This window comes from Nitrobacter vulgaris, assembly GCF_031453995.1.
GTDB lineage: Bacteria > Pseudomonadota > Alphaproteobacteria > Rhizobiales > Xanthobacteraceae > Nitrobacter > Nitrobacter vulgaris.
Genome location: NZ_JAVDPZ010000010.1, coordinates 96,200 through 118,272, shown reverse-complemented (window position 1 = coordinate 118,272; position 22,073 = coordinate 96,200). Strand labels below are relative to the sequence as shown.

At 60.6% G+C, this 22,073-nt stretch carries 20 protein-coding genes; 8 read left to right on the top strand and 12 right to left on the bottom strand.

The window, feature by feature from the left end:
* The first annotated feature begins 30 nt into the window (after positions 1 to 30).
* On the top strand, positions 31 to 384 hold the full coding sequence (locus tag GGQ85_RS08745; RefSeq protein ID WP_087881109.1) for a hypothetical protein: 354 nt from the start codon (positions 31 to 33) through the stop codon (positions 382 to 384).
* A gap of 138 nt (positions 385 to 522) precedes the next feature.
* On the opposite strand, the gene GGQ85_RS08740 is transcribed toward GGQ85_RS08745, so the two are convergent.
* Both GGQ85_RS08740 and GGQ85_RS08735 read right to left on the bottom strand, forming a co-directional pair.
* Entirely contained in the window at positions 523 to 2,166 is a 1,644-nt protein-coding gene (locus tag GGQ85_RS08740; RefSeq protein WP_309774159.1) for an SGNH/GDSL hydrolase family protein, read from the bottom strand.
* Between the two features lie 152 nt (positions 2,167 to 2,318).
* Positions 2,319 to 3,758 carry a lytic murein transglycosylase gene (locus GGQ85_RS08735; protein WP_374708862.1) on the bottom strand — a complete coding sequence of 480 codons (1,440 nt, stop codon included), beginning with the start codon at positions 3,756 to 3,758 and terminating at the stop codon, positions 2,319 to 2,321.
* A gap of 335 nt (positions 3,759 to 4,093) precedes the next feature.
* Between GGQ85_RS08735 and GGQ85_RS08730 the strand changes: the two genes are divergently transcribed.
* The 5 genes from GGQ85_RS08730 to GGQ85_RS08710 all read left to right on the top strand — a co-directional run bounded on the left by GGQ85_RS08730 (position 4,094) and on the right by GGQ85_RS08710 (position 7,235).
* Positions 4,094 to 4,969, top strand: a complete 876-nt coding sequence (locus tag GGQ85_RS08730; protein ID WP_309774157.1) for a UTP--glucose-1-phosphate uridylyltransferase — start codon at positions 4,094 to 4,096, stop codon at positions 4,967 to 4,969.
* 4 nt (positions 4,970 to 4,973) lie between these two features.
* The gene (locus GGQ85_RS08725) at positions 4,974 to 5,243 is read left to right on the top strand and encodes a DUF7662 domain-containing protein (protein ID WP_309774156.1); all 270 of its coding nucleotides are present in this window, start codon (positions 4,974 to 4,976) and stop codon (positions 5,241 to 5,243) included.
* Between the two features lie 245 nt (positions 5,244 to 5,488).
* A complete protein-coding gene (msrA, locus tag GGQ85_RS08720) occupies positions 5,489 to 6,208 on the top strand; it encodes a peptide-methionine (S)-S-oxide reductase MsrA (protein WP_309774155.1) in 720 nt (239 codons plus the stop codon).
* 17 nt (positions 6,209 to 6,225) lie between these two features.
* Positions 6,226 to 6,639, top strand: coding sequence for a peptide-methionine (R)-S-oxide reductase MsrB (gene msrB / locus GGQ85_RS08715; RefSeq protein ID WP_079445901.1), 414 nt, complete (start codon positions 6,226 to 6,228; stop codon positions 6,637 to 6,639).
* Between the two features lie 308 nt (positions 6,640 to 6,947).
* A complete protein-coding gene (locus GGQ85_RS08710; RefSeq protein WP_079445900.1) occupies positions 6,948 to 7,235 on the top strand; it encodes a hypothetical protein in 288 nt (95 codons plus the stop codon).
* A gap of 149 nt (positions 7,236 to 7,384) precedes the next feature.
* Here GGQ85_RS08710 and GGQ85_RS08705 read toward each other — a convergent pair whose 3' ends face one another.
* Entirely contained in the window at positions 7,385 to 7,927 is a 543-nt protein-coding gene (locus GGQ85_RS08705; RefSeq protein ID WP_309774173.1) for a DUF4112 domain-containing protein, read from the bottom strand.
* Positions 7,928 to 8,225: 298 nt separating this feature from the next.
* Between GGQ85_RS08705 and GGQ85_RS08700 the strand changes: the two genes are divergently transcribed.
* On the top strand, positions 8,226 to 8,414 hold the full coding sequence (locus GGQ85_RS08700; RefSeq protein WP_309774154.1) for a hypothetical protein: 189 nt from the start codon (positions 8,226 to 8,228) through the stop codon (positions 8,412 to 8,414).
* Positions 8,415 to 8,580: 166 nt separating this feature from the next.
* Here the strand turns inward: GGQ85_RS08700 and GGQ85_RS08695 are convergent, their stop codons facing one another.
* Together GGQ85_RS08695 and GGQ85_RS08690 are read right to left on the bottom strand one after the other, a co-directional pair.
* Entirely contained in the window at positions 8,581 to 10,137 is a 1,557-nt protein-coding gene (locus GGQ85_RS08695; protein ID WP_309774153.1) for a hypothetical protein, read from the bottom strand.
* A 51-nt stretch (positions 10,138 to 10,188) separates the two neighbouring features.
* Positions 10,189 to 11,481 (bottom strand): adenylosuccinate synthase, encoded by a 1,293-nt coding sequence (locus GGQ85_RS08690; protein ID WP_079445896.1) that lies wholly within the window; start codon positions 11,479 to 11,481, stop codon positions 10,189 to 10,191.
* 413 nt (positions 11,482 to 11,894) lie between these two features.
* On the opposite strand from GGQ85_RS08690, the gene GGQ85_RS08685 reads away from it, so the two are divergent.
* A complete protein-coding gene (locus tag GGQ85_RS08685) occupies positions 11,895 to 13,448 on the top strand; it encodes a S10 family peptidase (protein ID WP_309774152.1) in 1,554 nt (517 codons plus the stop codon).
* A 150-nt stretch (positions 13,449 to 13,598) separates the two neighbouring features.
* On the opposite strand, the gene serA is transcribed toward GGQ85_RS08685, so the two are convergent.
* The 7 genes from serA to GGQ85_RS08650 form a co-directional block, all read right to left on the bottom strand.
* Positions 13,599 to 15,188 (bottom strand): phosphoglycerate dehydrogenase, encoded by a 1,590-nt coding sequence (gene serA / locus GGQ85_RS08680; protein ID WP_079445893.1) that lies wholly within the window; start codon positions 15,186 to 15,188, stop codon positions 13,599 to 13,601.
* A gap of 254 nt (positions 15,189 to 15,442) precedes the next feature.
* Positions 15,443 to 16,615 carry a phosphoserine transaminase gene (locus GGQ85_RS08675; protein WP_309774151.1) on the bottom strand — a complete coding sequence of 391 codons (1,173 nt, stop codon included), beginning with the start codon at positions 16,613 to 16,615 and terminating at the stop codon, positions 15,443 to 15,445.
* A gap of 141 nt (positions 16,616 to 16,756) precedes the next feature.
* A complete protein-coding gene (locus GGQ85_RS08670) occupies positions 16,757 to 17,581 on the bottom strand; it encodes an outer membrane protein (RefSeq protein WP_309774150.1) in 825 nt (274 codons plus the stop codon).
* Between the two features lie 209 nt (positions 17,582 to 17,790).
* A complete protein-coding gene (locus GGQ85_RS08665; protein WP_079445891.1) occupies positions 17,791 to 18,642 on the bottom strand; it encodes an outer membrane protein in 852 nt (283 codons plus the stop codon).
* Positions 18,643 to 18,843: 201 nt separating this feature from the next.
* Positions 18,844 to 20,091, bottom strand: coding sequence for an MFS transporter (locus GGQ85_RS08660; protein ID WP_309774149.1), 1,248 nt, complete (start codon positions 20,089 to 20,091; stop codon positions 18,844 to 18,846).
* Positions 20,092 to 20,223: 132 nt separating this feature from the next.
* Positions 20,224 to 21,570, bottom strand: coding sequence for a phosphoglucosamine mutase (gene glmM, locus GGQ85_RS08655; protein ID WP_079445889.1), 1,347 nt, complete (start codon positions 21,568 to 21,570; stop codon positions 20,224 to 20,226).
* A 230-nt stretch (positions 21,571 to 21,800) separates the two neighbouring features.
* Positions 21,801 to 21,986 (bottom strand): hypothetical protein, encoded by a 186-nt coding sequence (locus tag GGQ85_RS08650; RefSeq protein WP_309774148.1) that lies wholly within the window; start codon positions 21,984 to 21,986, stop codon positions 21,801 to 21,803.
* Between the last annotated feature and the right edge of the window lie 87 nt (positions 21,987 to 22,073).

Genomic DNA, 22,073 nt, shown 5'->3' with positions numbered 1-22,073 from the left:
TACTGTCATGACAAAGTGGGGGGCGGCGAAGTGGCGACATCGCGTTGGGTGGTTTTCTTGATCGTCATCCTTCCGATCGCACCTGCACAGGCAATGTCCCGCTATGTCGCCGTTAGCGCCGGCTCATTCTTCGCCGCTGCCGCGCGTTGCGAGGAACAGAACCTGATTACGCCCGGTCAAGCTGAGTATCTTCTGAGAGCGCTCGATCCCTATCTTTCGAAATCCGACAAGGAAAACATGGCAACCGGCGACGCGCACGGCAAAAAGAATTCGCAGGTGTTCGTTGAGGCGGAGAAAAAGTGGGTGAGCTTCACGCCTGACGCAACGAGTTGCTACCGCGTGCAAGGCGTACTCGACGACTACAGGGCACAGCTGGGAGAATAAGACCGCAGCGAACCTTATCGTGCTCGCATGAAGCGAATGTGCGCGAAACAACGCATCAAACAAAAAATATAGTTGCCTTCTGATTGCTTTCCTTTTGTCAGCGCAGTCATGAATCGAAACGTCGGGCCGATTCGGCAACTATCGCGAGAACAGATCCGAAAAGAATCCTGGCAGTCCGAAAGCAGCAGGCGGACGTGACGGCGCTTGCGATCTTCCCGCCTGCGCAGGCGAGAAGGCGCGGGCTCCCGACGATCCGTTCGACTGCGCTTGCTGAGCGGAAGAAACGGGTCGCGGCTTGTTCGGCTTCGTGGCCGAAGCGGCGTTGTTACCCTCCGATGCCCCGGCAACCGGCACATCGCCCTTGGCTGGTTCAAGGCCGACCTCGCGCCGCGGCCAGACGAAATCGTCGGCACGCCCGGCGGGCGCGGATAACGGTTCGCCCCTCACCAGCGTTCGCGCAGCCAGCGCGTCGATCGCCGCGGGGCGGCTGCCGGGACCACCGAGCAACTGGTCGGTCCCGAATGAGGAGGCCACCAATGGCACGATCGGTCCAGCCAGCGGACGCGGCGCCGGCTGCCCCGGTTTAATGTCGGTGTCGGGCGTACCAGGCTCAGTGGGGATTGCGACCGGCCCCGACCGCGCCGCCAGCACGCGCGTGATCTCACGCTCGACATAATGGGCGAGCTTGCGCGCGCCCGCCCTGGTGAAGAATACGCCGTCGTATGAGCGCAGACGGCGGGTCTGACCTTCGAAATCCGGCCCCTGTTGGATATAACGGCCAGCCTCGTCGACGAACCCGTCCCAGATATCGACGTATGTGATACCCGCCTTACCCGCAGCATCCCGATAAAGCGAGTTGAGGAACAGCATCTCGGCAGTTGATTTTGTACCGCGCAAAGCAGGCAAGGCGACCCAGAACACCGGCACGCCCTTCGACTTGAGCACCGTGATCATTTCGTCGATCTTTTTGCTGTAGAGGTCGGCCCAGCGATCGCTGCGGAACTCGGCAACTCCGTTGGGCGAACGTGCGCTTTTCTCCTTGGCAATGGCGGACTGATCGCCGACGGCCTCGTCCGGAGATAGTTCGGAATCGGCCGGCTTTCCGTCGGACTCGGTGGCGGCTTCATCCGTCTTGTCGTTCTTGGCTCCCTCCTTCTTGTCAGCATCGGCCTTTTTCTTGTCGTCAGCTTTGTCGTCCGTCTTGCCGCTCTTGTCCTTTTCCGGCACTTCGCGAATCGACGTGCGATCGTGCAACCCGAGCATCACCACGATGGCATCCGGTCTTTCGGTCGCAAGAATGGCTTTCGCCGCGGCCGCCCAATCCGCGGGCTCGCCCTTCGGCTGATAGCGAATGAGGCCGGAAACCGTCTTATGCTTGCGGATCACGCCCATGTCGGGCGTCTCGCTGAGAGCATCCTCGAGGCCATAAGCAAGCCAGTCGGCCATGGCGTCGCCGAGCACCAGCACATTACGCTCGGGCACCGTGTCCCGCTTTTCAGACGGTGGCGCGTGTGAATTATTTTCGGCTGGCCGCTGCTGCTGTTGTTGTTGTTGCCTTGGCGGCGGTTGTTGAAAGGGTGCGAAGAAAGGATTGTCCGAGCCGAACCAGCCTCCGCCCCCACCTCCGCCGCGACGCGCCGGGGCTGACGCCGGGCGGTCAAAACCGAAGTTGAAAAACTGCGCCGACGCAGGCGCGGCGGCCAGCGTCACAACAACGACCGCCAGCGCGATCCATGGTCCGCGTTGGGTTAGTCGGCGAAGCAGCGATTTGGGTCCGGACATACGCTCAATCGCAAAGGAAAGCCTGACAATGCCATAATAACGAAATCGGGCCGCAAGCGGGCGATTTTCACGCCAAAAGCGGGGTGTAAGCTTGCGGCTTCAAGTACGCAGTACGCCATTCCCTGGGTATTACCTTGATGCTCGGCCAGGCCCTACCGCCGCCGCAACCGTTCCAGCGCGTCGGACGATGCAAAACCATCGGCAGGCGCCCCGACAGAAGCCTGAAAGCCGCGCAGTGCCTCCCGCGTCTGGCTACCGATCTGGCCGTCGGGAGTTCCGCGATAAAAGCCCTGCCGGACCAATAGCTGCTGTAACTCGAGCCGCTCGGCACGGGATAGCACCCGCTCCTGCCGTGGCCACGGCTGCACGAAGGGTTCCCCGCCGCGCAACCGATCGGCAAAGTGGCCGATCGCCAGCGCATAGGCCTCCGCCGGGTTGTACTTCATGAAGACCCGGAAATTCTGCAACATCAGAAAACCCGGTCCCCCAGCGCCAGCGGGCGCAAGCAGATAGGCGCGGTCGGAGGAATACGGGAACGCCTTGTTGCCGGCACGCCGGATGCCGAGATGCTCCCACTGTGCAAGCGTCATCGCTTTGGCGCTGTCCGCCAGCATGTAGTCGAAGTTTTTAGGAACGACCACTTCGTAACCCCAAGCCCTGCCGGTCTGCCAACCGTCTTTCTTCAGGTTGTTGGCGGTGGATGCGATCAGGTCGGCGGGATCGTCGACCACGTCGCGTCGGCCATCGCCGTCGCCATCAACCGCGTAACGTTTGAATGCCGTCGGCATGAACTGCGTCGGGCCGAACGCGCCCGCCCATGAGCCGTGCATCTGCTCCGGTCGCAGATCGCCCCGATTGAGGATCTCAAGCGCGGCCAGAAACTCGTCCCGGAAATATGTCTGGCGGCGGCCGATGCACGCCAGCGTCGCAGTCGATTGCAGCACGCTGCGATCACCTATCCGCGTCGAATAATTCGACTCGATGCCCCAGATCGCCGCGATGGCGTAACGGTCAACACCATAGGCCTTCTCCGCCGCGTCGAACTGGCGCTTGTAGCTCGCGAGGACTTCGCGGCCACGCGCGAGCCGCGCATCGTTGACCAGGATATCGAGATAATCCCAGATCGCCTTGGTGAATTCCGGCTGCGAGTCCATCAGGTCCATGATGCGGAGATCGGGCGACAGTCCCGCAGTGAAGCGCTCGAAATTTTCACGCGTAACGTGACGTCGCGCCGCGTCGGGCCACATGGCCGCAACGCAGTTCTGGAAATTCGCCGCGGCTTGACGAATCGCGCTCGCAGTCATCAGCGGATGACCGGACGCGCCGTCCTCGCCGCTCCAGGGCAACGCCTCCGAACCTGCGGCCTGCTTCGGGGCGGGCTGAAGCTGCTCCGATCCGCCGCGCGGCGGCAGGGACGCGCCCTGCCCGCCATTCTCGACCGACCCGGTGAAAAGGTTGTCAAGAAAACCCTGGATGCCGTTGCCATTCGATGCCTGGGCGCGCGCCTCGCCTGGCGGCACAAGCACTGCTAGCGCTAAAACGGCCGCCATACCTATTCCGCGCATCCATCCTTGCATCACAGTCGCAACCATTCCGGACCTTTATCTGACCTATATTTGATGGAGTATCCTGATCTCAGGAGGCCCTGTCACGGTTTCCATCGGCTTAACAGCGTATCTTTTTCCTGCCTGCCGGGGACAGTCGGCCACAGCTTGAACCTAATCGGTTCATGGGCCGACGGAACTCCGCTTGAAGGGCAGAGCACCTGACAGGGAACAGAGGAACACATTCACCGCATCTTATGATGCTTCCCCACAGGGCCACCGGCAGCAACCACATATCCATCTTTGTTCCCAGCTGCAAAACCGGCTAACAACGTATCAACTGATCGTATCATCCCGCCTGCAAAACAACCCACAGAATCGATATGAAAATCCGCAAAGCCGTTTTTCCGGTTGCCGGCCTCGGCACCCGCGTTCTTCCTGCCACCAAGGCCATACCGAAAGAAATGCTCACGATTGTCGATCGGCCGTTGATCCAATACGTGTTCGACGAAGCCAGGGAAGCCGGCATCGAGCATTTCGTGTTCGTGACCGGCCGCAACAAGAGCGCAATCGAGGATCATTTCGACCGCCAGTTCGAACTGGACGAAACGCTGAAGGCGCGCGGCAAAAAGACCGAGATGGATCTGCTGGCTCAATTCCAGGCCGAAGCGGGCGCGGTGAGTTTTACCCGACAACAGGCGCCGCTCGGGCTTGGCCACGCGGTGTGGTGCGCCCGCGACATCGTCGGCGCGGAGCCTTTCGCGGTGGTGCTGCCGGACGAACTGGTGCTGAACACGCCGGGCTGCCTCAAGCAAATGATGCAGGCCGCGGAGAATCTCGGACCAAAATCCAACATTGTCGCGGTGGAAGCGGTGCCCGACGACATGACCCACAATTACGGGATCTGCGGCGTCGGCAAGCGCAGTGGCAATACCTTCGAGATCGAGGGCATGGTGGAGAAGCCGCCGAAGGGCACAGCCCCCTCTAACCTTTCCATCACCGGGCGCTACATTCTCCAGCCCGAGATCTTCGAAATTCTCGGAAGCCAGGAACGCGGCGCCGGCGGCGAAATCCAGCTCACCGACGCCATGATCGGCCTGTCGAAATCGCAAGCCTTCCATGGCCTCGAATTCGCTGGCGAGCGCCACGACTGCGGCTCGCGAGCGGGTTTTCTGCGCGCCAATATCGCTTACGGGATGGCGCGCCCCGACCTTCGCGAGGGCCTGCGCGCGGAAATGAAGAAATATCTCAGGACGTAATAAGGTGCCGAACTACGATGCGTTGCGCGATTACCTGAAACAACAGACGCAGATCGAATTCGTCCTGAGCTTCGCGCAGATCGAGCAAATTATCGAAGACGATCTCCCGCGAGCGGCGCAGCGCGCGTCGTGGTGGGATACAACACGTGCGGCGAAGGAACGGATGCCGCAACGTGAAGCCTGCATCGAAGCCGGCTACGTCGCAACGCGTCTTGGCGACAAGGAGGGGGTGCGTTTCCGCCGAGCCGACGCAAAACGGCCGCGCTTCAAGTAGCTGTAGCGAAGAAGCGAGTCGTGCCTGCTTCCCGCGTTGGAGCCTTTCACGCGAACCGGTATCCACTTCGCTCGAAAGCGCTATACCGCCGGCCATCACCCAAAGGACGCCGCTCACGGATTCGTGGCCTGCCAAGACATAACGACCAGTAACCAAACCGGCCATCTCCAAGTATCTTGAACGCGTATGCTGCGAAAGCGGCGCTGTTGTGCGGCATACCTTTCAACCGTGCCAAGGACTCACGCATGACCCGCAATCCGTTCGGCCGTAATGCCTTCGTCGCCGCTACTGTCGTTGGCGCAGTTGCGCTGTCGGGGCTCCTTTCCGGAGCATCCCGCGCCGAAGACGCCGTGATCATTCCGCCGCCGGCCCTGGATGTGAAGGCTGCCGACGGCATCCAGACCGCGGTCATCGCCGGCGGCTGCTTCTGGGGCGTGCAGGGGGTGTTCCAGCACACCGCCGGCGTGGTCAACGCGGTCTCGGGTTATGCCGGCGGCGCGAGGAAAACCGCCGAATACGAACTGGTGAGCACTGGCACCACGGGACACGCGGAATCGGTCGAGATCAAGTTCGATCCGAAGCGGATCAGCTACGGAAAAATACTGCAAATATTCTTCTCGGTGGCGCACGATCCGACCCAGCTCAACCGCCAGGGGCCGGACACCGGCACACAATATCGCTCGGAGATTTTCGCGCTCAACGACGAGCAGAAGAAAGTCGCTGATACCTATATCGCCCAACTCAACGCCGCCTGGGTCTACAACAAGCCGATCGTGACCAGGGTTGGAACGCTGCAGGGATTTTTTCCGGCCGAGACCTATCATCAGGATTACCTGACACTGCATCCCGACCAACCCTATATTGCATCTCATGACCTTCCGAAGATCCGGAATTTGCAGAAGGTTTTCGCACCCAACTATCTCCAGAAGCCAACGCTGGTCGGCAACGCCAGGAACACGAACTGAAAAACAGAGGAGGAGTCATGCCAGACAGCAGGACAATGCCAGCCAAAATCACGAAGAGCGACAGCGAATGGCGCAAGGAACTGACGCCGATGCAATATGCGGTTCTGCGCGAGAAGGCGACCGAGCAGCCGTTCTCCGGCGAATACGAACACGAGCGCCGCACAGGTACCTATGTCTGCGCCGGATGCGGGCAGACGCTGTTCGAATCCGACGCCAAGTTCGATTCGGGGTGCGGCTGGCCGAGCTTCACCGCGCCCGCGGTCAAAAGCCATATTGATGAGGAGCACGACACCAGCCACGGCATGATCCGAACCGAGGTGCTTTGCTCGAGATGCAGCGGTCATCTCGGCCATGTCTTCAATGACGGTCCTGGACCCACCGGTTTGCGTTACTGCATCAATTCGGCCGCCGTTAAACTCGAGCCGAAATAGCGGCGGCGACTACCTCGAATTCCACCCTTCTCGCGCCACGATGGGTCCCAGCTTTGGGTGGACACTCCAATCTGACCCGACGGGGCGAATAAACAGCTCGCCCCGGGGCCATCTTAGTAGATTGCCGAGCTTTTTATCGAAATTCTGGTTTTGGACCCCGGATTCATTATCCCGGCCTTAAAAGGTCGCAATTTCTACCCCGCGCACCTATATAACTGTTCATCATGACATGCCGATGCTCAGCGGCCAGGGGTGGCCGGTGCCAGTGCATTGATCCGTTGCGTACACGAATTTGTAGAGGTTCCGCCATGGCCTTCAGCTTCAAGAAATCCGCCGAACTGTTTCCCGCCGCGGTTCGCAAGAAAAGGCGTGCCGGTTTTACCTACCGCCGTTTCGATACCGCGGCCGACGCCGTACGTTTCGCAATCGAGGAATTACCGGCCGACTCACTGAACGGCGCGTATCTTCAGGTGGACGAAGCTCGCTTCGATCAGAACGGTATCCGCTCGCTCTATGACAGCCGCGATTTTCCGCTGCCTCGCCGCGAATCCGAGACGGCATCCGCGGAAACAAGCGCTTCGAAGGACGCTGCGTGAAGATTGGTGAATCAGACCCCGGAGTCTGATTCACCTGACTCAAACGGAATTGAATCGGGCTCTCGTTTTGATGTTTTGACTAAGCACGGATCTTCTCAGGACCGGTTTCCTCTGTGCGTTCGCGCGGCGCTTCGAGTCGGGCTCGTGCTCTAACGTGGCTGCCGCTCGAGCCAGCGCCTGAACATCCGCACGTTGCGCACGTTGGCGCGAAACATCACGTCGAAGGCATCGCCGGCCACGGGCACCAATCCGACCGCCCCGTCAACCGCGACGTTGCTCAACATCCGCGCGGTGATGTGCCAGGGCGCACCAAGCGCCCGCGCTTCTCGCACAAGCCATAGTGAGAACGCCGTGGTTATGACGTCGCCGATCACCGGCACCAGCCCGATCAAGCCATCGATGCCGTAGCGGATGTTCGTTCCTGGAACGACGAAAGCAACGTCAAGCAGCTTCGCGATCGCGTCCAGCCGTGCCAACCGCTGCTCGCGGGTGAGCGGCTGAAATGCCGCGATGAATTCAAAACCGCCGGATGCCGAGGCGCCTTGCTTAAATGCCCCGAATGCGCCGGCCTCGAAACCATCGGCGCCCGCAGGAATTTCACGACCGTCCTGATCGATGATCTTTGCACGTGCCGATCCCCGGGATCGGGAGGTGTCGCGGAAATAAAAATCGTCGTTCGGCGTGGATCTCATGGCTTTCACATGGGCTCTCCCGGCAATTTTCGCAAGCTACGTCACGCGGCCGCGCACGATCGTGATGAGGTCTCCTGTTCCATCATGGCGCCTTCGCACATCATTCCATCATTCGTTGCTCACATGTAATCATCAGTGGCTTCGTATCGGAACAACGCTGCGGTCTGCCCTGACATCTCCCTGCCCAAGACGCAACTCCGCCCCATTGCGCCGCCACTTTCTCTGCTCAAGCGTCTTGCATGATCGCATCGGAAACTGGCTTTACTTTGGAGATCATGTCGATGGGGAGGGGCATTGCATGAGTCAGATTCCGCCGCAGAAGTTTGGCGCCGAATATGTCGCGCACTTGCGCGAGTTGCTCGACAACGCGGCCGAGCAGATCGGGCCAGAGCATCGCACGTTGGCGAGCCAAGCGGAGACCGCCGAGGCCAAGTCGCATCATATCACGAGCACGGCCTCGCCCGCAGGCGAGGACCGCACCGCATAAAGGTACGTTTTCGATATCTGCTGGTCATGCGGAATATTCCCTGCGTTCGTCACCTCTGATTCAATCAAAAGCGACCTTCCGGAGAGAGTATATCCCGACGTGACGGAGAATCTTAACAACCACGCTTCACGTGTATAACAGCGCCAAAGTCACCGTCCAAGAAGCGCTACTCGCCCCACGCCGTGAAAGCCTCGTTAAACGCACGATCCCCCGGCGCGCCCTTTTCGATGGCGATGATCGCGCGACGTTGATTCGTATAGACCAGCGGCACGTCAAACCATGAGCGCTCTTTCAAGAGCTGAAGATTACGCGCCCGATCGGACTCGACGTTCGATAACCCGACCAGGAAGAAGCCGTCGGTGACCTTGACGGCAAGCCCCGCCAGCGGGGTGCCGCGGGACTGTTCGTTGGACTTCATCAGAATGCCAGGGACGTTGGAGACTCCGCCGCCGTCGAAATCCTGCGGCAACACAAAGGTCAGCTCTGCCGTATGACTGGCGGGCAGCGAGGTATCGGTGTTGCGGCGGAACGACATCGTCATCTTGAACTTACGTTCGGGGATTTCGATCTCGGCGCGCACCGCAATCTCCGGCGTGTTACCAGCCGCGCCCTTCACTTCTTCGGTGCGCCACACCACCGAGCCGACATACTGCTTGCCCTTGGGATCCGACGGATCCTCGTCATACAGCACGACGCGCTGCGCCACCGGCGCAATCGTTTCGGATAACGAAGGCTGACCGACCCGATCAGCGATCTTCGGCTTCAGTCCCGGCGTGGCCGGCTTCGCAACCTCGGCAGTTTGGTTTGAGGAATCGAACAGCCCGCGCACGGCCGAAACCGCATTCGGACCCCAGACAATTCCAGCTCCGGAGAGGATCAACACCAGGCCGACCGCGATCGCAGTCTTGAGCGGAAAGCCGCCGCCGAACACGCGCTTCGGTCTGTCGCGACCAGGCTGCGGCCACGAACGCGGCAGGGGCGGCGGTTGGTCGTCCACGGCACCGCCGAAGGACGATTCATTGGAAGGGTACGCTCCCTCGAACGCACCGCGATTCTCAAGGCTCGGCTCAAGCCGGTCGAATTCGGGTGACTGTGATCGCACATTGGCATAGGTGCGGCGGGCCGAGCGATTGGCTTGCGCCGCGGCGCGGCCGAGATCGTCAGCATCCGCGGTAACGTCTCGAAAACCCGGAACCGGCGGCGGCGGGCGATCGGGCTCGAGATTGCGGCGCGGCTGCCCCTGGCTTTGCCGCTCGCGGGCAGGCGGCGGCTCATCCTGTATTGGGATCGGCGGCCCGGGAGGTCGCCAAGACGGCGGCGGATTGGCGGATGAGGGTGGATCAGATGGGGGTGAGTCAGCGCGCAGATTGCGCGGTTGGGGTGTCGCGTTGACGCGCGAGCGGGCTGACGGCGGGGCAGCCGGGTCCTGCGACTTCATCGCAGCGCGCGTCGCGGCACGGAAAGCATCGCCGGAGCGCGAACCACCGCTACGCGAGGCCTCGCGAGCGCGTTGGGCAGCCTCGGACTCGACCTTGCGCACAGCCTCTTCCAGCGCCAACCGCTCGCGGGTGATCTCGGACTCGCTTAAAGGCGGCTCGACGCCGCGGAGCTGAGCGATCAGAGCCGTCCTTGCCCGCTCGTAGAGCGCGCGCCGCTGCTCGCCGGGCGCGTTGACGTCCAGTCCAGAGATAGCGCGTGCGATCAGCGGGTAATAATCAGCCATGTCTCCTCAATGCACGAACATTAACCTTGAACGCATTCCCGTAACACCCCGTTAAGCCTCGAAAGGGTTCTGAACTAAAATGGTGTCTTCGCGCTCGGGGCTAGTAGACAACAGAGCGACCGGACACCCCACCAGTTCCTCAATCCGGCGAACATATTTGATGGCTTGAGCCGGCAAGGCCGCCCATGAACGCGCGTTGGCCGTCGGCTCCTTCCAGCCCTCGATCGTTTCATAAACTGGCTCGATGCGAGCCTGCGCCCCCTCTCCGGCCGGCAGATGGTCGATGTCCTTGCCGTCGAGACGGTAGCCAGTGCAGACTTGGATCGTGTCAAAGCCGTCAAGAATATCGAGTTTGGTCAGTGCAAGGCCATGTATGCCGCTGGTGCGCACGGTCTGCCGTACCAGCATGGCGTCGAACCAGCCGCAACGCCGTTTACGCCCGGTGTTGACGCCGAATTCCTTGCCGCGCTGACCGATCGTTTCGCCGATTTCGTCCGTGAGTTCGGTCGGGAACGGCCCCTGGCCGACACGCGTCGTGTAGGCCTTGCAGATACCGAGTACGTAGCCGAGCGCGCTCGGTCCCATGCCGGTGCCGGTGGCCGCCTGGGCTGCAACAGTGTTGGAGGAGGTGACGTAAGGGTAGGTGCCGTGATCGACGTCCAGCAACGCGCCTTGAGCGCCTTCAAACAGGATGCGCTTGCCTTCGCGGCGCTTGTGATCGAGCAGATTCCACACGCTGTCAGCATAGGGCAGCACACGCGGCGCAATTGCGGCGAGCTCCTTCAACAGCGCGCCGCTATCCACTTCCGCGATACCGTGACCGCGGCGCAGCGCGTTGTGATGGGTGAGCAGCCGCTCGATCTTGTGCGGCAGCGTCTGCGGGTCGGCGAGGTCCATCAGGCGGATGGCGCGGCGGCCGACCTTGTCCTCATAGGCCGGACCGATCCCGCGCTGGGTGGTACCGATCGCTGTCGCCGCGCTTGCATTCTCGCGCAAGCTGTCCAGTTCGCGATGCAGCGGCAGGATCAGCGTGACGTTCTCGGCAACGCGCAGGTTGTCGGGGCCGATTTTGACGCCCTGCCCCTTCAGCTTCTCGACCTCGTTGACGAAGGCTTGCGGATCGAACACGACGCCATTGCCGATGATCGACAGCTTCGACGAGCGGACGACCCCCGAGGGCAGCAATGCCAGCTTATAGGTATTTCCGTCGATAACGAGCGTATGACCAGCATTATGGCCACCCTGGAAGCGAACGACGATATCCGCCTGCTCCGACAGCCAGTCGACGATCTTGCCCTTTCCCTCGTCGCCCCATTGGGCGCCGACGACGACAACGTTGGTCATTTCCGCGGAAATTCCTTGCAAAAGTGGGGCGTGTCTCGACAGCGCCTTCGGTAACGAACCTCGAATTCGAAGGGCACCGGCAACTCGTGATTGTCGTAAATGGTGTGGGTTCGGAAACTCGCTTGAAAAAAGATCGCAGCTAAAATGAAGCGATCTTCCGGACCACCCCGCCAGCCGAAACACGACAGACGCAATACAAAGCCGCCAGCCACGCGAGGCGTCCCATCGGATAAAGGATGCGTGCGGTTGACGCAAGCCGGAACGGCCCCGAACTGCCCCTCCAAGCCGTTGATTCATCCTGACAAACGTGGCGTCCTGCGGCTTCCATGCGGTCCCGTGCCCGCCACAGTTTTCAAGGACGCTCGATAATCAATGTTCGGCTTACCGCTCAACCGCCGAGAACAGGAGGAGAGATGCGCCGTCTGATGACCCGCGAGTTATGCGCGGGAGCGATGTTGCTGGCGATACTGGCTCCTTCTGCCGCTTACACACGCGAGGGGGCGTCCGACGCGCCATCGCACCATGCAGAAACCACGCCCGCCGACCCTCGGGACGGCGGCGACCGGCCTGCCGCAACCGCCGACAATCGCCGGTTGCCGCCGGATTCGACCACCAGGCATAAGCTCGTCCTACCGGGCCGGACGTTGGCCTTCGCCGCAACGGCGGGCACGATTCATATTTTTAACGACAAAGGCGAACCGCAAGCGGACATCGCCACCACAGCCTATCAACTCGACGGCGCCGATCCCCGCAGCCGCCCGGTGACCTTTGTTTTCAACGGTGGTCCCGGCGCCTCTTCGGCGTGGCTGCAATTCGGCAGCAACGGCCCCTGGCGCATCCCGATGGACCGCGCGATCACCAGCCCTTCCATTCCAATGCCGCTGGAGCCGAACGCGGAAACCTGGCTCGACTTCACCGATCTCGTTTTCATCGATCCGTTGGGCACCGGCTACAGCCGCATGGTGGCGCACGGGGACGACGCACGAAAACGCTTCCTCACAGTCGATGGCGACGTGGACTCGATTGCTCTGGTGATCCGGCGCTGGCTGGAGAAAGCCGACCGGATGCAGTCGCCGAAATTCATCACCGGCGAAAGCTATGGCGGCATTCGCGGACCAAAGATCGCCCGTAACCTGCAGACCCGGCAGGGCGTCGCCGTCAAGGGGCTGATCCTGATTTCCCCGGCGCTTGACTTCAGCGACGTGCTGGGCGCGGGGTTGACCCGGTTCGTGGCAAGCCTGCCGAGCATGGCGGCGGTTGCACGGGAAAAGGAGAAGGACAGAACGCTGACCCGCGCGGACATGGCCGACGTTGAAGCCTATGCACGGGGTGACTTCCTGACCGACCTCGTCAAGGGACAGGCCGATGCGGAAGCCACGCGGCGGCTTGCCGACCGCTTCGCGTCGCTGACGGGAATCGATCAGGCGGAGAGCCGCCGCCTCGCCGGGCGATTCGACGTCAGCGAATTCCGCCGCGCCTTCGACCGCAGCAGCGACAAGGTAACCGGACGCTATGACGCCTCGGTGCTGGGGTTCGACCCTTACCCGGAATCAAGCGCCAGCGACTTCAACGACCCTTCGGAGGAACCGCTGCTATCCGCGCTGACATCGGCGGCGTTCGAACTCTATGCACACAAGCTGAACTGGCGACCGGCGGGCTCCTATGAACTGCTCAGTCGCAGCGTCAACCGGGAATGGGATTTCGGCAAGAGCCGGTCGTCCGTCGAGTCGACGTCTGACATCCGCGAACTGCTTGCTGCGGACGCAAAATTCAAGCTGCTTGTCGCACATGGATTGTTTGATCTGGCGACACCTTATCTCGCCTCCCAGATCCGCCTCGATCAATTACCGACCTTCGGCTCGCGCGATCGGGTCAAGTTTGTGGTCTATCCCGGCGGCCACATGTTCTATTCGCACGACGGCTCGCGTCAGGCGCTGCGCGACGAGGTTCGCGCGCTGATGAAGTGATGAAACGCCGGACTGACTTATGGTGTTTCTAGCGAAGTGGATGCCGGGTTTGCGTGACGAGTCAGATCAAAATCATAGAGCACCGCTTCTGATTTTATCAGAAGCGGAAAGGCTCTAGCCGTAGATCCATCATGATCGGGCTTCGGCCGGTCAGAAGGTCAGCACCTTGGCCTGCTTGACCTGCGGCAGCGCCTGCACCTTGGCGAGAACGTTCTCCGGCACGCTGCCGTCAACCTCAACCAGCGCGATGGCGTCGCCGCCTTGCTTGTTACGGCCGAGATTGAACGTCGCGATGTTGACGCCCGCGTCACCGAGCAGAGAGGCGAACTTGCCGATGAAGCCCGGCTTGTCCTCGTTGGTGACGTAGATCATCGACTTGCCGAACTCGGCATCGACGCGGATGCCCTTGACGTCGACGAGGCGCGGCTGACCATCGGCGTAAACCGTTCCCGACACCGAACGCTCCTGCCGTTCGGTTGCGACCGTTACTGTGATGAGGCTTTCATAATCGCTCTGCGCGGCGCGGACGACCTCGTCCACCACCATGCCGCGCTCTTTAGCGACGACCGGCGCGGACACGACGTTGACATCGCCCAGCATCGGCCGCAGCAGGCCCGACAGCGCCGCCGAGGTCAGCGCTTTGATCTTCATTTCGGCGACGTGCCCCTCATAGGTAATGGTCACCTTTGAGATTCCGGTCTCCGTGAGCTGACCGGCGAACGAGCCGAGCTTTTCCGCAAGCTCGACAAACGGCTTCAGCTTCGGCGCTTCCTCCGCCGTGATCGAGGGAAAATTGATGGCGTTGGTGATCGCACCGGTGAGCAGATAGTCCGACATCTGCTCGGCGACCTGCAATGCCACGTTCTCCTGCGCTTCGGTGGTGGAGGCGCCGAGATGCGGCGTGCAGATCACGTTGGGATGGCCGAACAGCACGTTCTTGGTGGCAGGCTCCTCAACAAACACGTCGAACGCCGCACCTGCGACTTGCTTGGCGTTGAGCGCATCGACCAACGCCTGCTCGTCCACCAGGCCGCCACGCGCACAGTTGATGATGCGCACGCCCTTCTTCATCTTGGCGATAGCGGCAGCGTCGATGATGTTGCGAGTCTTGTCGGTCAGCGGCGTATGCAGTGTGATGAAGTCAGCGCGCGTAAACAGATCGTCGAGTTCGACCTTCTCCACACCGAGATCCTTGGCCCGCTCCGGAGACAGGAACGGATCGAACGCAATCACCTTCATCTTCAGGCCGAGCGCGCGGTCGGCGGCGATCGAGCCGATGTTCCCGCAACCGATCACGCCCAGCGTCTTGCCGGTGATCTCGACGCCCATGAAGCGGTTCTTCTCCCACTTGCCGGCCTGGGTCGAGGCATCGGCGGCGGGAATTTCGCGCGCCAGCGCCAACATCAGGGTGATCGCATGTTCGGCGGTCGTGATCGAGTTGCCGAACGGCGTGTTCATGACGATGACGCCCTTGGCCGTCGCCGCCGGAATCTCAACGTTGTCGACGCCGATGCCGGCGCGGCCGATCACCTTCAGCTTCTTGGCATTGGCGAGAATTTTCGCGGTCGCCTTGGTGGCGGAGCGGATGGCAAGGCCATCATAGTTGCCGATGATCTCGGCGAGCTTGTCCTTGTCCTTGCCTAGCGCAGGCTGGAAATCGACCTCGATGCCGCGATCCTTGAAGATCTGCACGGCGGCAGGGCTAAGCGCATCGGAAATGAGAACCTTGGGTTTGGTCATGATGCTGTCCTCTATCCTCCCCTTGAGGGAGAGGGTCGGCGCGCTGCGCCGGGGTGAGTTGTGAGACTGCTTCTTCCCTCTCCCCTTGTGGGAGCCGAGACGAGCGAAGTTCGCTCATAGGGTCACGAAATCGAGTGAAACGAGATTGAGCGGGTGAGGATTGAAGCGGCGACGGGAAACACCCCTCATCCGCTCTCCCTTCGTTCGGGCACTCTCCCACAGGGGAGAGGGAAACAAGGCATCGAGCCTAGAGACTACGCCGCCTTTGCAAGCGAGGCCTTGGCCTCGGCGAAGGCCCAATCAATCCATTGCGTCAGCAGTGCGACGTCGCTCGCCTCCACCGTGGCGCCGCACCAGATGCGCAGACCCGGTGGCGCGTCGCGGTAGTACCCGAAATCGTAGCCCGCGCCTTCTTTCTCAATTGCACCAACGAGTTTCTTGGCGAAATCGGCTTGCGATTCTGGCGGCAACGACGTGATCGTGGAGTCGACGACCTTCAGGCAGACTGATGTGTTTGATCGGATCGCCGGATCCTTGGCCAGAAAATCGATCCACGGCGTCTTTGCCACCCAATCACTCAACACCTTGGTGTTGGCGTCAGCGCGCGCAATCATGCCCTTGAGGCCGCCGACCGACTTGCCCCAGTTCAGCGCATCGAGATAATCCTCGACGCACAGCATCGACGGCGTGTTGATGGTCTCGCCAGCGAATATGCCGTCGATCAGCTTGCCGCCCTTGGTCATGCGAAAAATCTTCGGCATCGGCCACGGCGGCGTGTAGCTCTCAAGCCGCGCCACGGCGCGTGGGCTGAGGATCAACATCCCGTGCGCCGCCTCGCCGCCTAGCGCCTTCTGCCAGGAGAAGGTGACGACATCGAGCTTGGCCCAATCGAGCGGCTGCGCGAAAGCGGCTGACGTCGCGTCACAGATCGTGAGACCTTCGCGCGTGGCGCTGATCCAGTCCGCATTCGGCACACGCACGCCGGACGTCGTCCCGTTCCAGGTGAAAACGATATCAGAGGCCGGATCGGCCTTGGTAAGATCGGGAAGCTCACCATAACCCGCGGTGAGCTTGGTGACATCCTTCAGCTTCAACTGCTTGAGGATATCGGTGATCCAGCCCTCGCCGAAAGACTCCCAGGCGATTGCTGTTACCGGACGCGCACCGAGTAGCGACCACAAAGCCATCTCGACCGCGCCGGTATCGGACGCCGGCACGATGCCGATCTTGTAGTCAGCCGGAATTTCCAGAACCTCACGCGTCAGATCGATGGCGAGCTTGAGCCTGGTCTTGCCGATCTTCGCGCGATGCGAACGGCCGAGGGCTGCGTCCTTGAGATTTTGGGGGGTCCAGCCGGGGCGCTTGGCGCATGGGCCGGATGAGAAATGCGGCACGTTCGGCCGCGAAGCAGGCTTCGCAACGGTCATGATCTATCCTTCCAGATAGCAAGCCTCCCGTTGGGGGGAGGTGTCCCGCCGCTGTGGATATGGGAATCAGCTGATCCCGTCAAGGATATTCCCGGCAGTTACGCTGGATGACAACCGCGATGAACAGAAATCAAACCACGATCAGAACCTGTAGCCCACACCAGCGCGCACTGTGTTGATGCTGGTATCGATCGGAGTGGCTAGGCGCATGTATTCCCATTCGGCGCGAAGGAACAATCCGGCAATCAGATTGACGTCAACCCCGAGACCCGCAGAGTAGCCAACCAGAAGCCTGCTGCGCCTTACGTCGGTTGCGCTATCGTCAAACGGTACGACGTCAAAAGGTGGCGCCACATTGGGATTATTTTGAGTCCCAAACACCCGCGCCGTCTTGACGATATTCGCTTGGCCAAGTGCCAATCCACCGAACATGTAAGGCAGGAAGCATCCAACCGCGTAGCCGGCGCGTGCGCGCAATGTTCCAATGTCCGAAATCGACATGCTTGCGCTAGCTTGGTTGGTCACCGAATCCGTATAACCGGAAGGTAGCGTGAAAAACCGGGTCATCGATCCGGTTTGCGAACCGCCAAACGAGCCGTGCATGTAATTGGCTTCGACACCGATCACGACATCGTCCCATTGGCTATTGTAGCCTACGAAGCCGCCCCAGCCATCGCCACGCGAGGAGCCCTTGCCAAGCACCGGCCACGAGGAGATATTTTGCTGCTGCTCCATTTCCGTTCCTGACAGTAGCCGCGCCGCAATGTCACGCGTTGCACCGGTGAATTTCATGTCGGATTCACCGACGCCGGCCTGCCCGCCGATGTAATAGCCCTGCCACACCGTCCGCACCGTGCTGAGGCCCTCGGAATACGATCCACGCAGAACCGGAAGGTCGGGCATATCGGCTGCGTATGCGCCCTGCGCCGCTCCGCAAATGACCGCCGCCAGCAGAAGTCTACGCATCGTGAACGCTCCATCGACCACAACTTGAGTGGTGTCGATCATCGCCTGTTAACCTTAACCAATCGTTGTTGCGCAGCGTGATTGCTTCATATTGTCGACAAACCATCGACGTGCCCGACCCTTCGCAGCAGTCGGGAATCAACCGCACGAAAGCAAAACGGCGCGGGAAAATTCCCGCGCCGTTAAGAACCGTTAAGAGGTGATAGAGCTCAGCCCTTGGTGACCAGCGGCGGCGGGGCATAGACCGGCGGGGTGTTGAAATACCAGCGCACGCCGAGTTTCACGTCATGCGACGTGATGTCGTTAAACTGCATCGGAACGCCCCGCGTGAATCCGGTGTAATCGGAAACCGCGCCCGTCATTCCAGAACCGAGATTCACATAGCTGTAAGCCAGTTCAACTGTGAGGCCCGGATTGACCATGTAGGCCAAACCGCCGTGAAGCGCCCACGCAAAATTCCACCTCGACGCAGCCGGCGCGTTTGCGAAGCTTGGGAAGGCGCCGAAGCCAAATCCGTTATTGTTGACCATGCCGGTATCGGTGTAATTGGCAATCGTCACGCGCGCTGCGCCGACGCCTGCACCGATGAATGGCGTGACGCCCCACCAGGTGCCGAGATCGGCATAGCCGTTCGCCAACACAAGCCATTCCGACTTGGTGGCGTTGTAGTTGTTGATACCGTTTCCGACAATCCCGCCGCCTGCTGGATAGGTTAGAAGATCGGTGCCTTTGAAGTTCGAATTACCGCGATACTGACCTGTGAAGTCGCCGCGGAACCAGTTGTTGAACTGATAGCCGACACCGACGCCGTAGATTCCGGCGGCATCGAAAGCGGTCGTCTGTTGCAACGACAGCAGTTGCGCGTTGCGGCCATCCGCCATCGCAATGTTGCTCACGCGCTGGTTGCTGAATCCGATGTCGCCTCGCAGGTACCAGCCGCCGAAACCCACGACCGGTGGGGCGTAATAGGGCGGAGGCGCGATGGGCAGGTCAGCGGCGAATGCGGCAGATGATAATAGTGATGCCGCTCCGGCGGCTACGAGCAATTTTACACCACGCATCGGCTTCGTCCCTTTGTACCGTGAGGCAAGTGCGGCCCCACTCCAATTCGGAGGGACGATGACACCAAATCCTTAAGAGCCGCTTAACCCTAATTTTTAAGGTTGATTTTCGGTAAGTTTATTCTGGCCGTGAACGGCACGGCGAACCGTCACGATGATGCTGGCACACGGGTTCGTGGACGAGCGATCCTACAGCGGCGACTACGAGTGCTGGATTTTCGGCATCTTCGGCAGGAACATCGCCAGCAGACCTATCGCCGGCAGGAACGCACAGGCTTGATAGACAAACTCGATGCCCTTGGCATCCGCGACCTCGCCCAGCAGCGCGGCACCAAGTCCCGCCGCGCCGAATGCAAAGCCGAAAAACATGCCTGAGATCATGCCAAGACGGTGCGGCATCAGTTCCTGCGCAAACACAATGATCGCAGGCATCGCGGATGAGAGGATGACACCGATGACCACCGTCAGCACCACTGTGCCAGCAAGATTTGCAAACGGCAGCAATAGCGTGAATGGCAGCACCCCGAGGATCGACAGCCAGATGACATAGCGGCGTCCGAAGCGATCGCCAATCGGACCGCCGAAATACACGCCTATGGCGACCGCGCCGAGAAACACAAACAGCAAAAGTTGAGCTGTCTGCGTCGAGACGTGAAACTTCTCGATCAGATAAAAGGTGTAATAGCTCGTCAGGCTGGACATGTAGATGTATTTCGAGAACACCAGCACGATCAGAATCGTCAGTGCGAGCGCCGTCCGCGCGGGCGCCGGTGTCTCCGACGATCGGCGCGGCCGGGCACTCTCATGCGGCGAGATCCGCAGCTTGTACCACCGCCCGATTTGAAACAGGACGACGATCGCGATGAATGCGATCGACGAAAACCACGCGATGCTGGGCTGCCCGAACGGCACGATGATCAGAGCCGCCAGGAGCGGCCCCATCGCCGAACCAAAATTCCCGCCGACCTGAAAAACCGATTGCGCGAAGCCATAACGACCACCGGACGCCATTCGTGCGATGCGCGCGGACTCCGGGTGGAACACCGCAGAGCCAAGGCCGATCAGTGCAGCGGAAACAAGGATCATTCCGTAGACATGAGCGACGCTCAGCAGCAGCAACCCCACGAAAGTAAAGCCCATACCGACGGCAAGTGAGAACGGCTGGGCTTTCTTGTCGGTGACATAGCCGACCACGGGTTGCAGCAGCGAGGCGGTCACCTGAAACGCCAGCGTGATCATTCCAATCTGCGCAAAGTCGAGCGCGTAATTTTCCTTCAGGATCGGATAAACCGAGGGGATCAGCGACTGCATGGTGTCGTTGAGAAAATGCGAAAAGCTGATGCCGCCGAGCACCAGATAGGCGGGACCCGTAGCGGCGGCCTTCTCCGTGATCCCGGGAACCACGACCGGCGCAACCAGCGTTTCCTCGGAGATGACAGGCTTGTCCACGGACGGCTTTCCGGTTGTTACAACCGGAGCCTGTTACGACGCGGGCGCCCGGCCGTCCACCAATCGTTATAGCTGGGATGCATCAGGATATTCGCCAACGCGGCGCGACGGCACAAGGTTCTGGTTGCGGTTTCACGCCGCCGCCGGGTTTCCCAATGCAGAAACGATCGTGTCCACGACTTCCTCGACCAAGATACGGTCATCGCCCTCACCCATGACGCGAATGACAGGCTCGGTTCCCGAAGAACGGACTAACAGGCGACCATGACCGTTGAGACGCTTCTCGCCCGCTGTAATGGCCGACTTCACCTCCGCGCGATCCAACGGCTTGCCATTGCGATAACGGAAGTTCTTCAATATCTGCGGAAGCGGCTCGAACTTGTGGCAGACTTCGGAGACCGGGCGTCCCAGCTTCTGGACGACAGCAAGCACCTGAAGCGCAGACACGAATCCGTCTCCAGTGGTCGCATAGTCCGACAAGATGATGTGCCCTGATTGTTCGCCGCCGAGATTATAGCCATGCTTTAGCATCTGCTCGAGCACGTAGCGGTCGCCGACAGGTGTCCGCACCATCGACAACTCGCGATCCTTCAGGAATCGCTCAAGGCCGAGATTGGACATCACGGTAGCGACAATCCCTGGCCTGGTCAGCCGGCCGTCTTCCTTCCAACTCTCGGCAATCACTGCGAGAAGCTGATCGCCGTCGACCACATGGCCGCGCTCGTCGGCTATGATGACGCGGTCGGCATCTCCGTCGAGCGCGATGCCGATATCGGCGCGCATCTCGCGGACCTTGCGGCACAGCGCCTCCGGCGCGGTGGAGCCGCATTCCTTATTGATATTGAAGCCATCGGGCTCGACGCCGATCGGAATGACGTCCGCGCCCAGTTCCCACAGCGCCTCCGGCACCACCTTGTAGGCTGCGCCATGGGCGCAATCGACCACGACCCGCAGCCCCTCGAGGCTAAGTTCGCGGGGCAGCGTGCGCTTGGCGAATTCGATGTAACGATCATGCACGCCGTCGATACGGCGGGCGCGGCCAAGGTTCCCGCTCTGCGCGAGTTTCTTGTCGAGGTTTTCATCGAGCAACTGCTCGATCTTCTTTTCGACCTCGTCGGACAGCTTGAAGCCGCGCGGGCCGAACATTTTGATGCCGTTGTCCTCGAAAAGGTTGTGCGACGCTGAAATCATGACGCCGAGATCAGCACGCATGGATTTGGTCAGCATCGCTACTGCCGGCGTCGGCATCGGACCTAGCAAGAGCACATCCATGCCAACCGACGTAAAACCCGCGACCAGCGCGTATTCGATCATATAGCCGGAGAGGCGCGTATCCTTGCCGATCACGACGCGATGACGGTACTCGCCGCGCTGGAACACCAGCCCAGCGGCCTGTCCAACTTTCATCGCCAGTTCCGGCGTGATCAAGCCGTTAGCTCGGCCGCGAATGCCGTCGGTTCCAAAATATTTGCGGCTCATTTTCCCCCCATGACCCGCCTTTGCTCACAGCCACGCTTGAGGTCGGCTCATCGAATCGTTGGACGCCGAGCATATCGCAAGGCCGCTTATAACGCCCCTAAAGATAAAGCGACTTCAAAAAATATAATGAACCGTTACCGGAATTTGGGGGAAAGGGCCGGATCGTTATTCTGTGGCATGTCAGGACGAAGCAGCCGCCGTCTTCTCAATGCAAGTCAATGCAAGCGCCTCTAATGGCGACGATCCATTTGATCCTTGGCGGGTTTTTCCTCGGCGGGTTTTTCAGGAGCCGGCTGGGTGACACTCAACGGGTCCGAACCGGGAAACGACTCTTTCAGGGCGCGATCGAGTTCCTTGTCCAGTTCTTCCTTGGTTTTTTGGTTCCGGTCGTTCGTCTCACCGTCATGTCGCGTCATAGCTTTCTCCCGGTGTGGGCAGCTAATGTAACGCCCTCATGTAAGCGTCGGTTCCGGCGAATGTGGAATTCAAGTCCAGCTTGCTGT

What these genes read in the sequence shown, in the direction of transcription:
- GGQ85_RS08740 (WP_309774159.1), bottom strand. Translation starts at nt 2,166, where the DNA reads ATGTCCGGACCCAAATCGCTGCTTCGCCGACTAACCCAACGCGGACCA.
- GGQ85_RS08735 (WP_374708862.1), bottom strand. Translation starts at nt 3,758, where the DNA reads ATGGTTGCGACTGTGATGCAAGGATGGATGCGCGGAATAGGTATGGCG.
- GGQ85_RS08730 (WP_309774157.1), top strand. Translation starts at nt 4,094, where the DNA reads ATGAAAATCCGCAAAGCCGTTTTTCCGGTTGCCGGCCTCGGCACCCGC.
- msrA (WP_309774155.1), top strand. Translation starts at nt 5,489, where the DNA reads ATGACCCGCAATCCGTTCGGCCGTAATGCCTTCGTCGCCGCTACTGTC.
- msrB (WP_079445901.1), top strand. Translation starts at nt 6,226, where the DNA reads ATGCCAGACAGCAGGACAATGCCAGCCAAAATCACGAAGAGCGACAGC.
- GGQ85_RS08710 (WP_079445900.1), top strand. Translation starts at nt 6,948, where the DNA reads ATGGCCTTCAGCTTCAAGAAATCCGCCGAACTGTTTCCCGCCGCGGTT.
- GGQ85_RS08705 (WP_309774173.1), bottom strand. Translation starts at nt 7,927, where the DNA reads ATGAGATCCACGCCGAACGACGATTTTTATTTCCGCGACACCTCCCGA.
- GGQ85_RS08700 (WP_309774154.1), top strand. Translation starts at nt 8,226, where the DNA reads ATGAGTCAGATTCCGCCGCAGAAGTTTGGCGCCGAATATGTCGCGCAC.
- GGQ85_RS08695 (WP_309774153.1), bottom strand. Translation starts at nt 10,137, where the DNA reads ATGGCTGATTATTACCCGCTGATCGCACGCGCTATCTCTGGACTGGAC.
- GGQ85_RS08690 (WP_079445896.1), bottom strand. Translation starts at nt 11,481, where the DNA reads ATGACCAACGTTGTCGTCGTCGGCGCCCAATGGGGCGACGAGGGAAAG.
- GGQ85_RS08685 (WP_309774152.1), top strand. Translation starts at nt 11,895, where the DNA reads ATGCGCCGTCTGATGACCCGCGAGTTATGCGCGGGAGCGATGTTGCTG.
- serA (WP_079445893.1), bottom strand. Translation starts at nt 15,188, where the DNA reads ATGACCAAACCCAAGGTTCTCATTTCCGATGCGCTTAGCCCTGCCGCC.
- GGQ85_RS08675 (WP_309774151.1), bottom strand. Translation starts at nt 16,615, where the DNA reads ATGACCGTTGCGAAGCCTGCTTCGCGGCCGAACGTGCCGCATTTCTCA.
- GGQ85_RS08670 (WP_309774150.1), bottom strand. Translation starts at nt 17,581, where the DNA reads ATGCGTAGACTTCTGCTGGCGGCGGTCATTTGCGGAGCGGCGCAGGGC.
- GGQ85_RS08665 (WP_079445891.1), bottom strand. Translation starts at nt 18,642, where the DNA reads ATGCGTGGTGTAAAATTGCTCGTAGCCGCCGGAGCGGCATCACTATTA.
- glmM (WP_079445889.1), bottom strand. Translation starts at nt 21,570, where the DNA reads ATGAGCCGCAAATATTTTGGAACCGACGGCATTCGCGGCCGAGCTAAC.
- GGQ85_RS08650 (WP_309774148.1), bottom strand. Translation starts at nt 21,986, where the DNA reads ATGACGCGACATGACGGTGAGACGAACGACCGGAACCAAAAAACCAAG.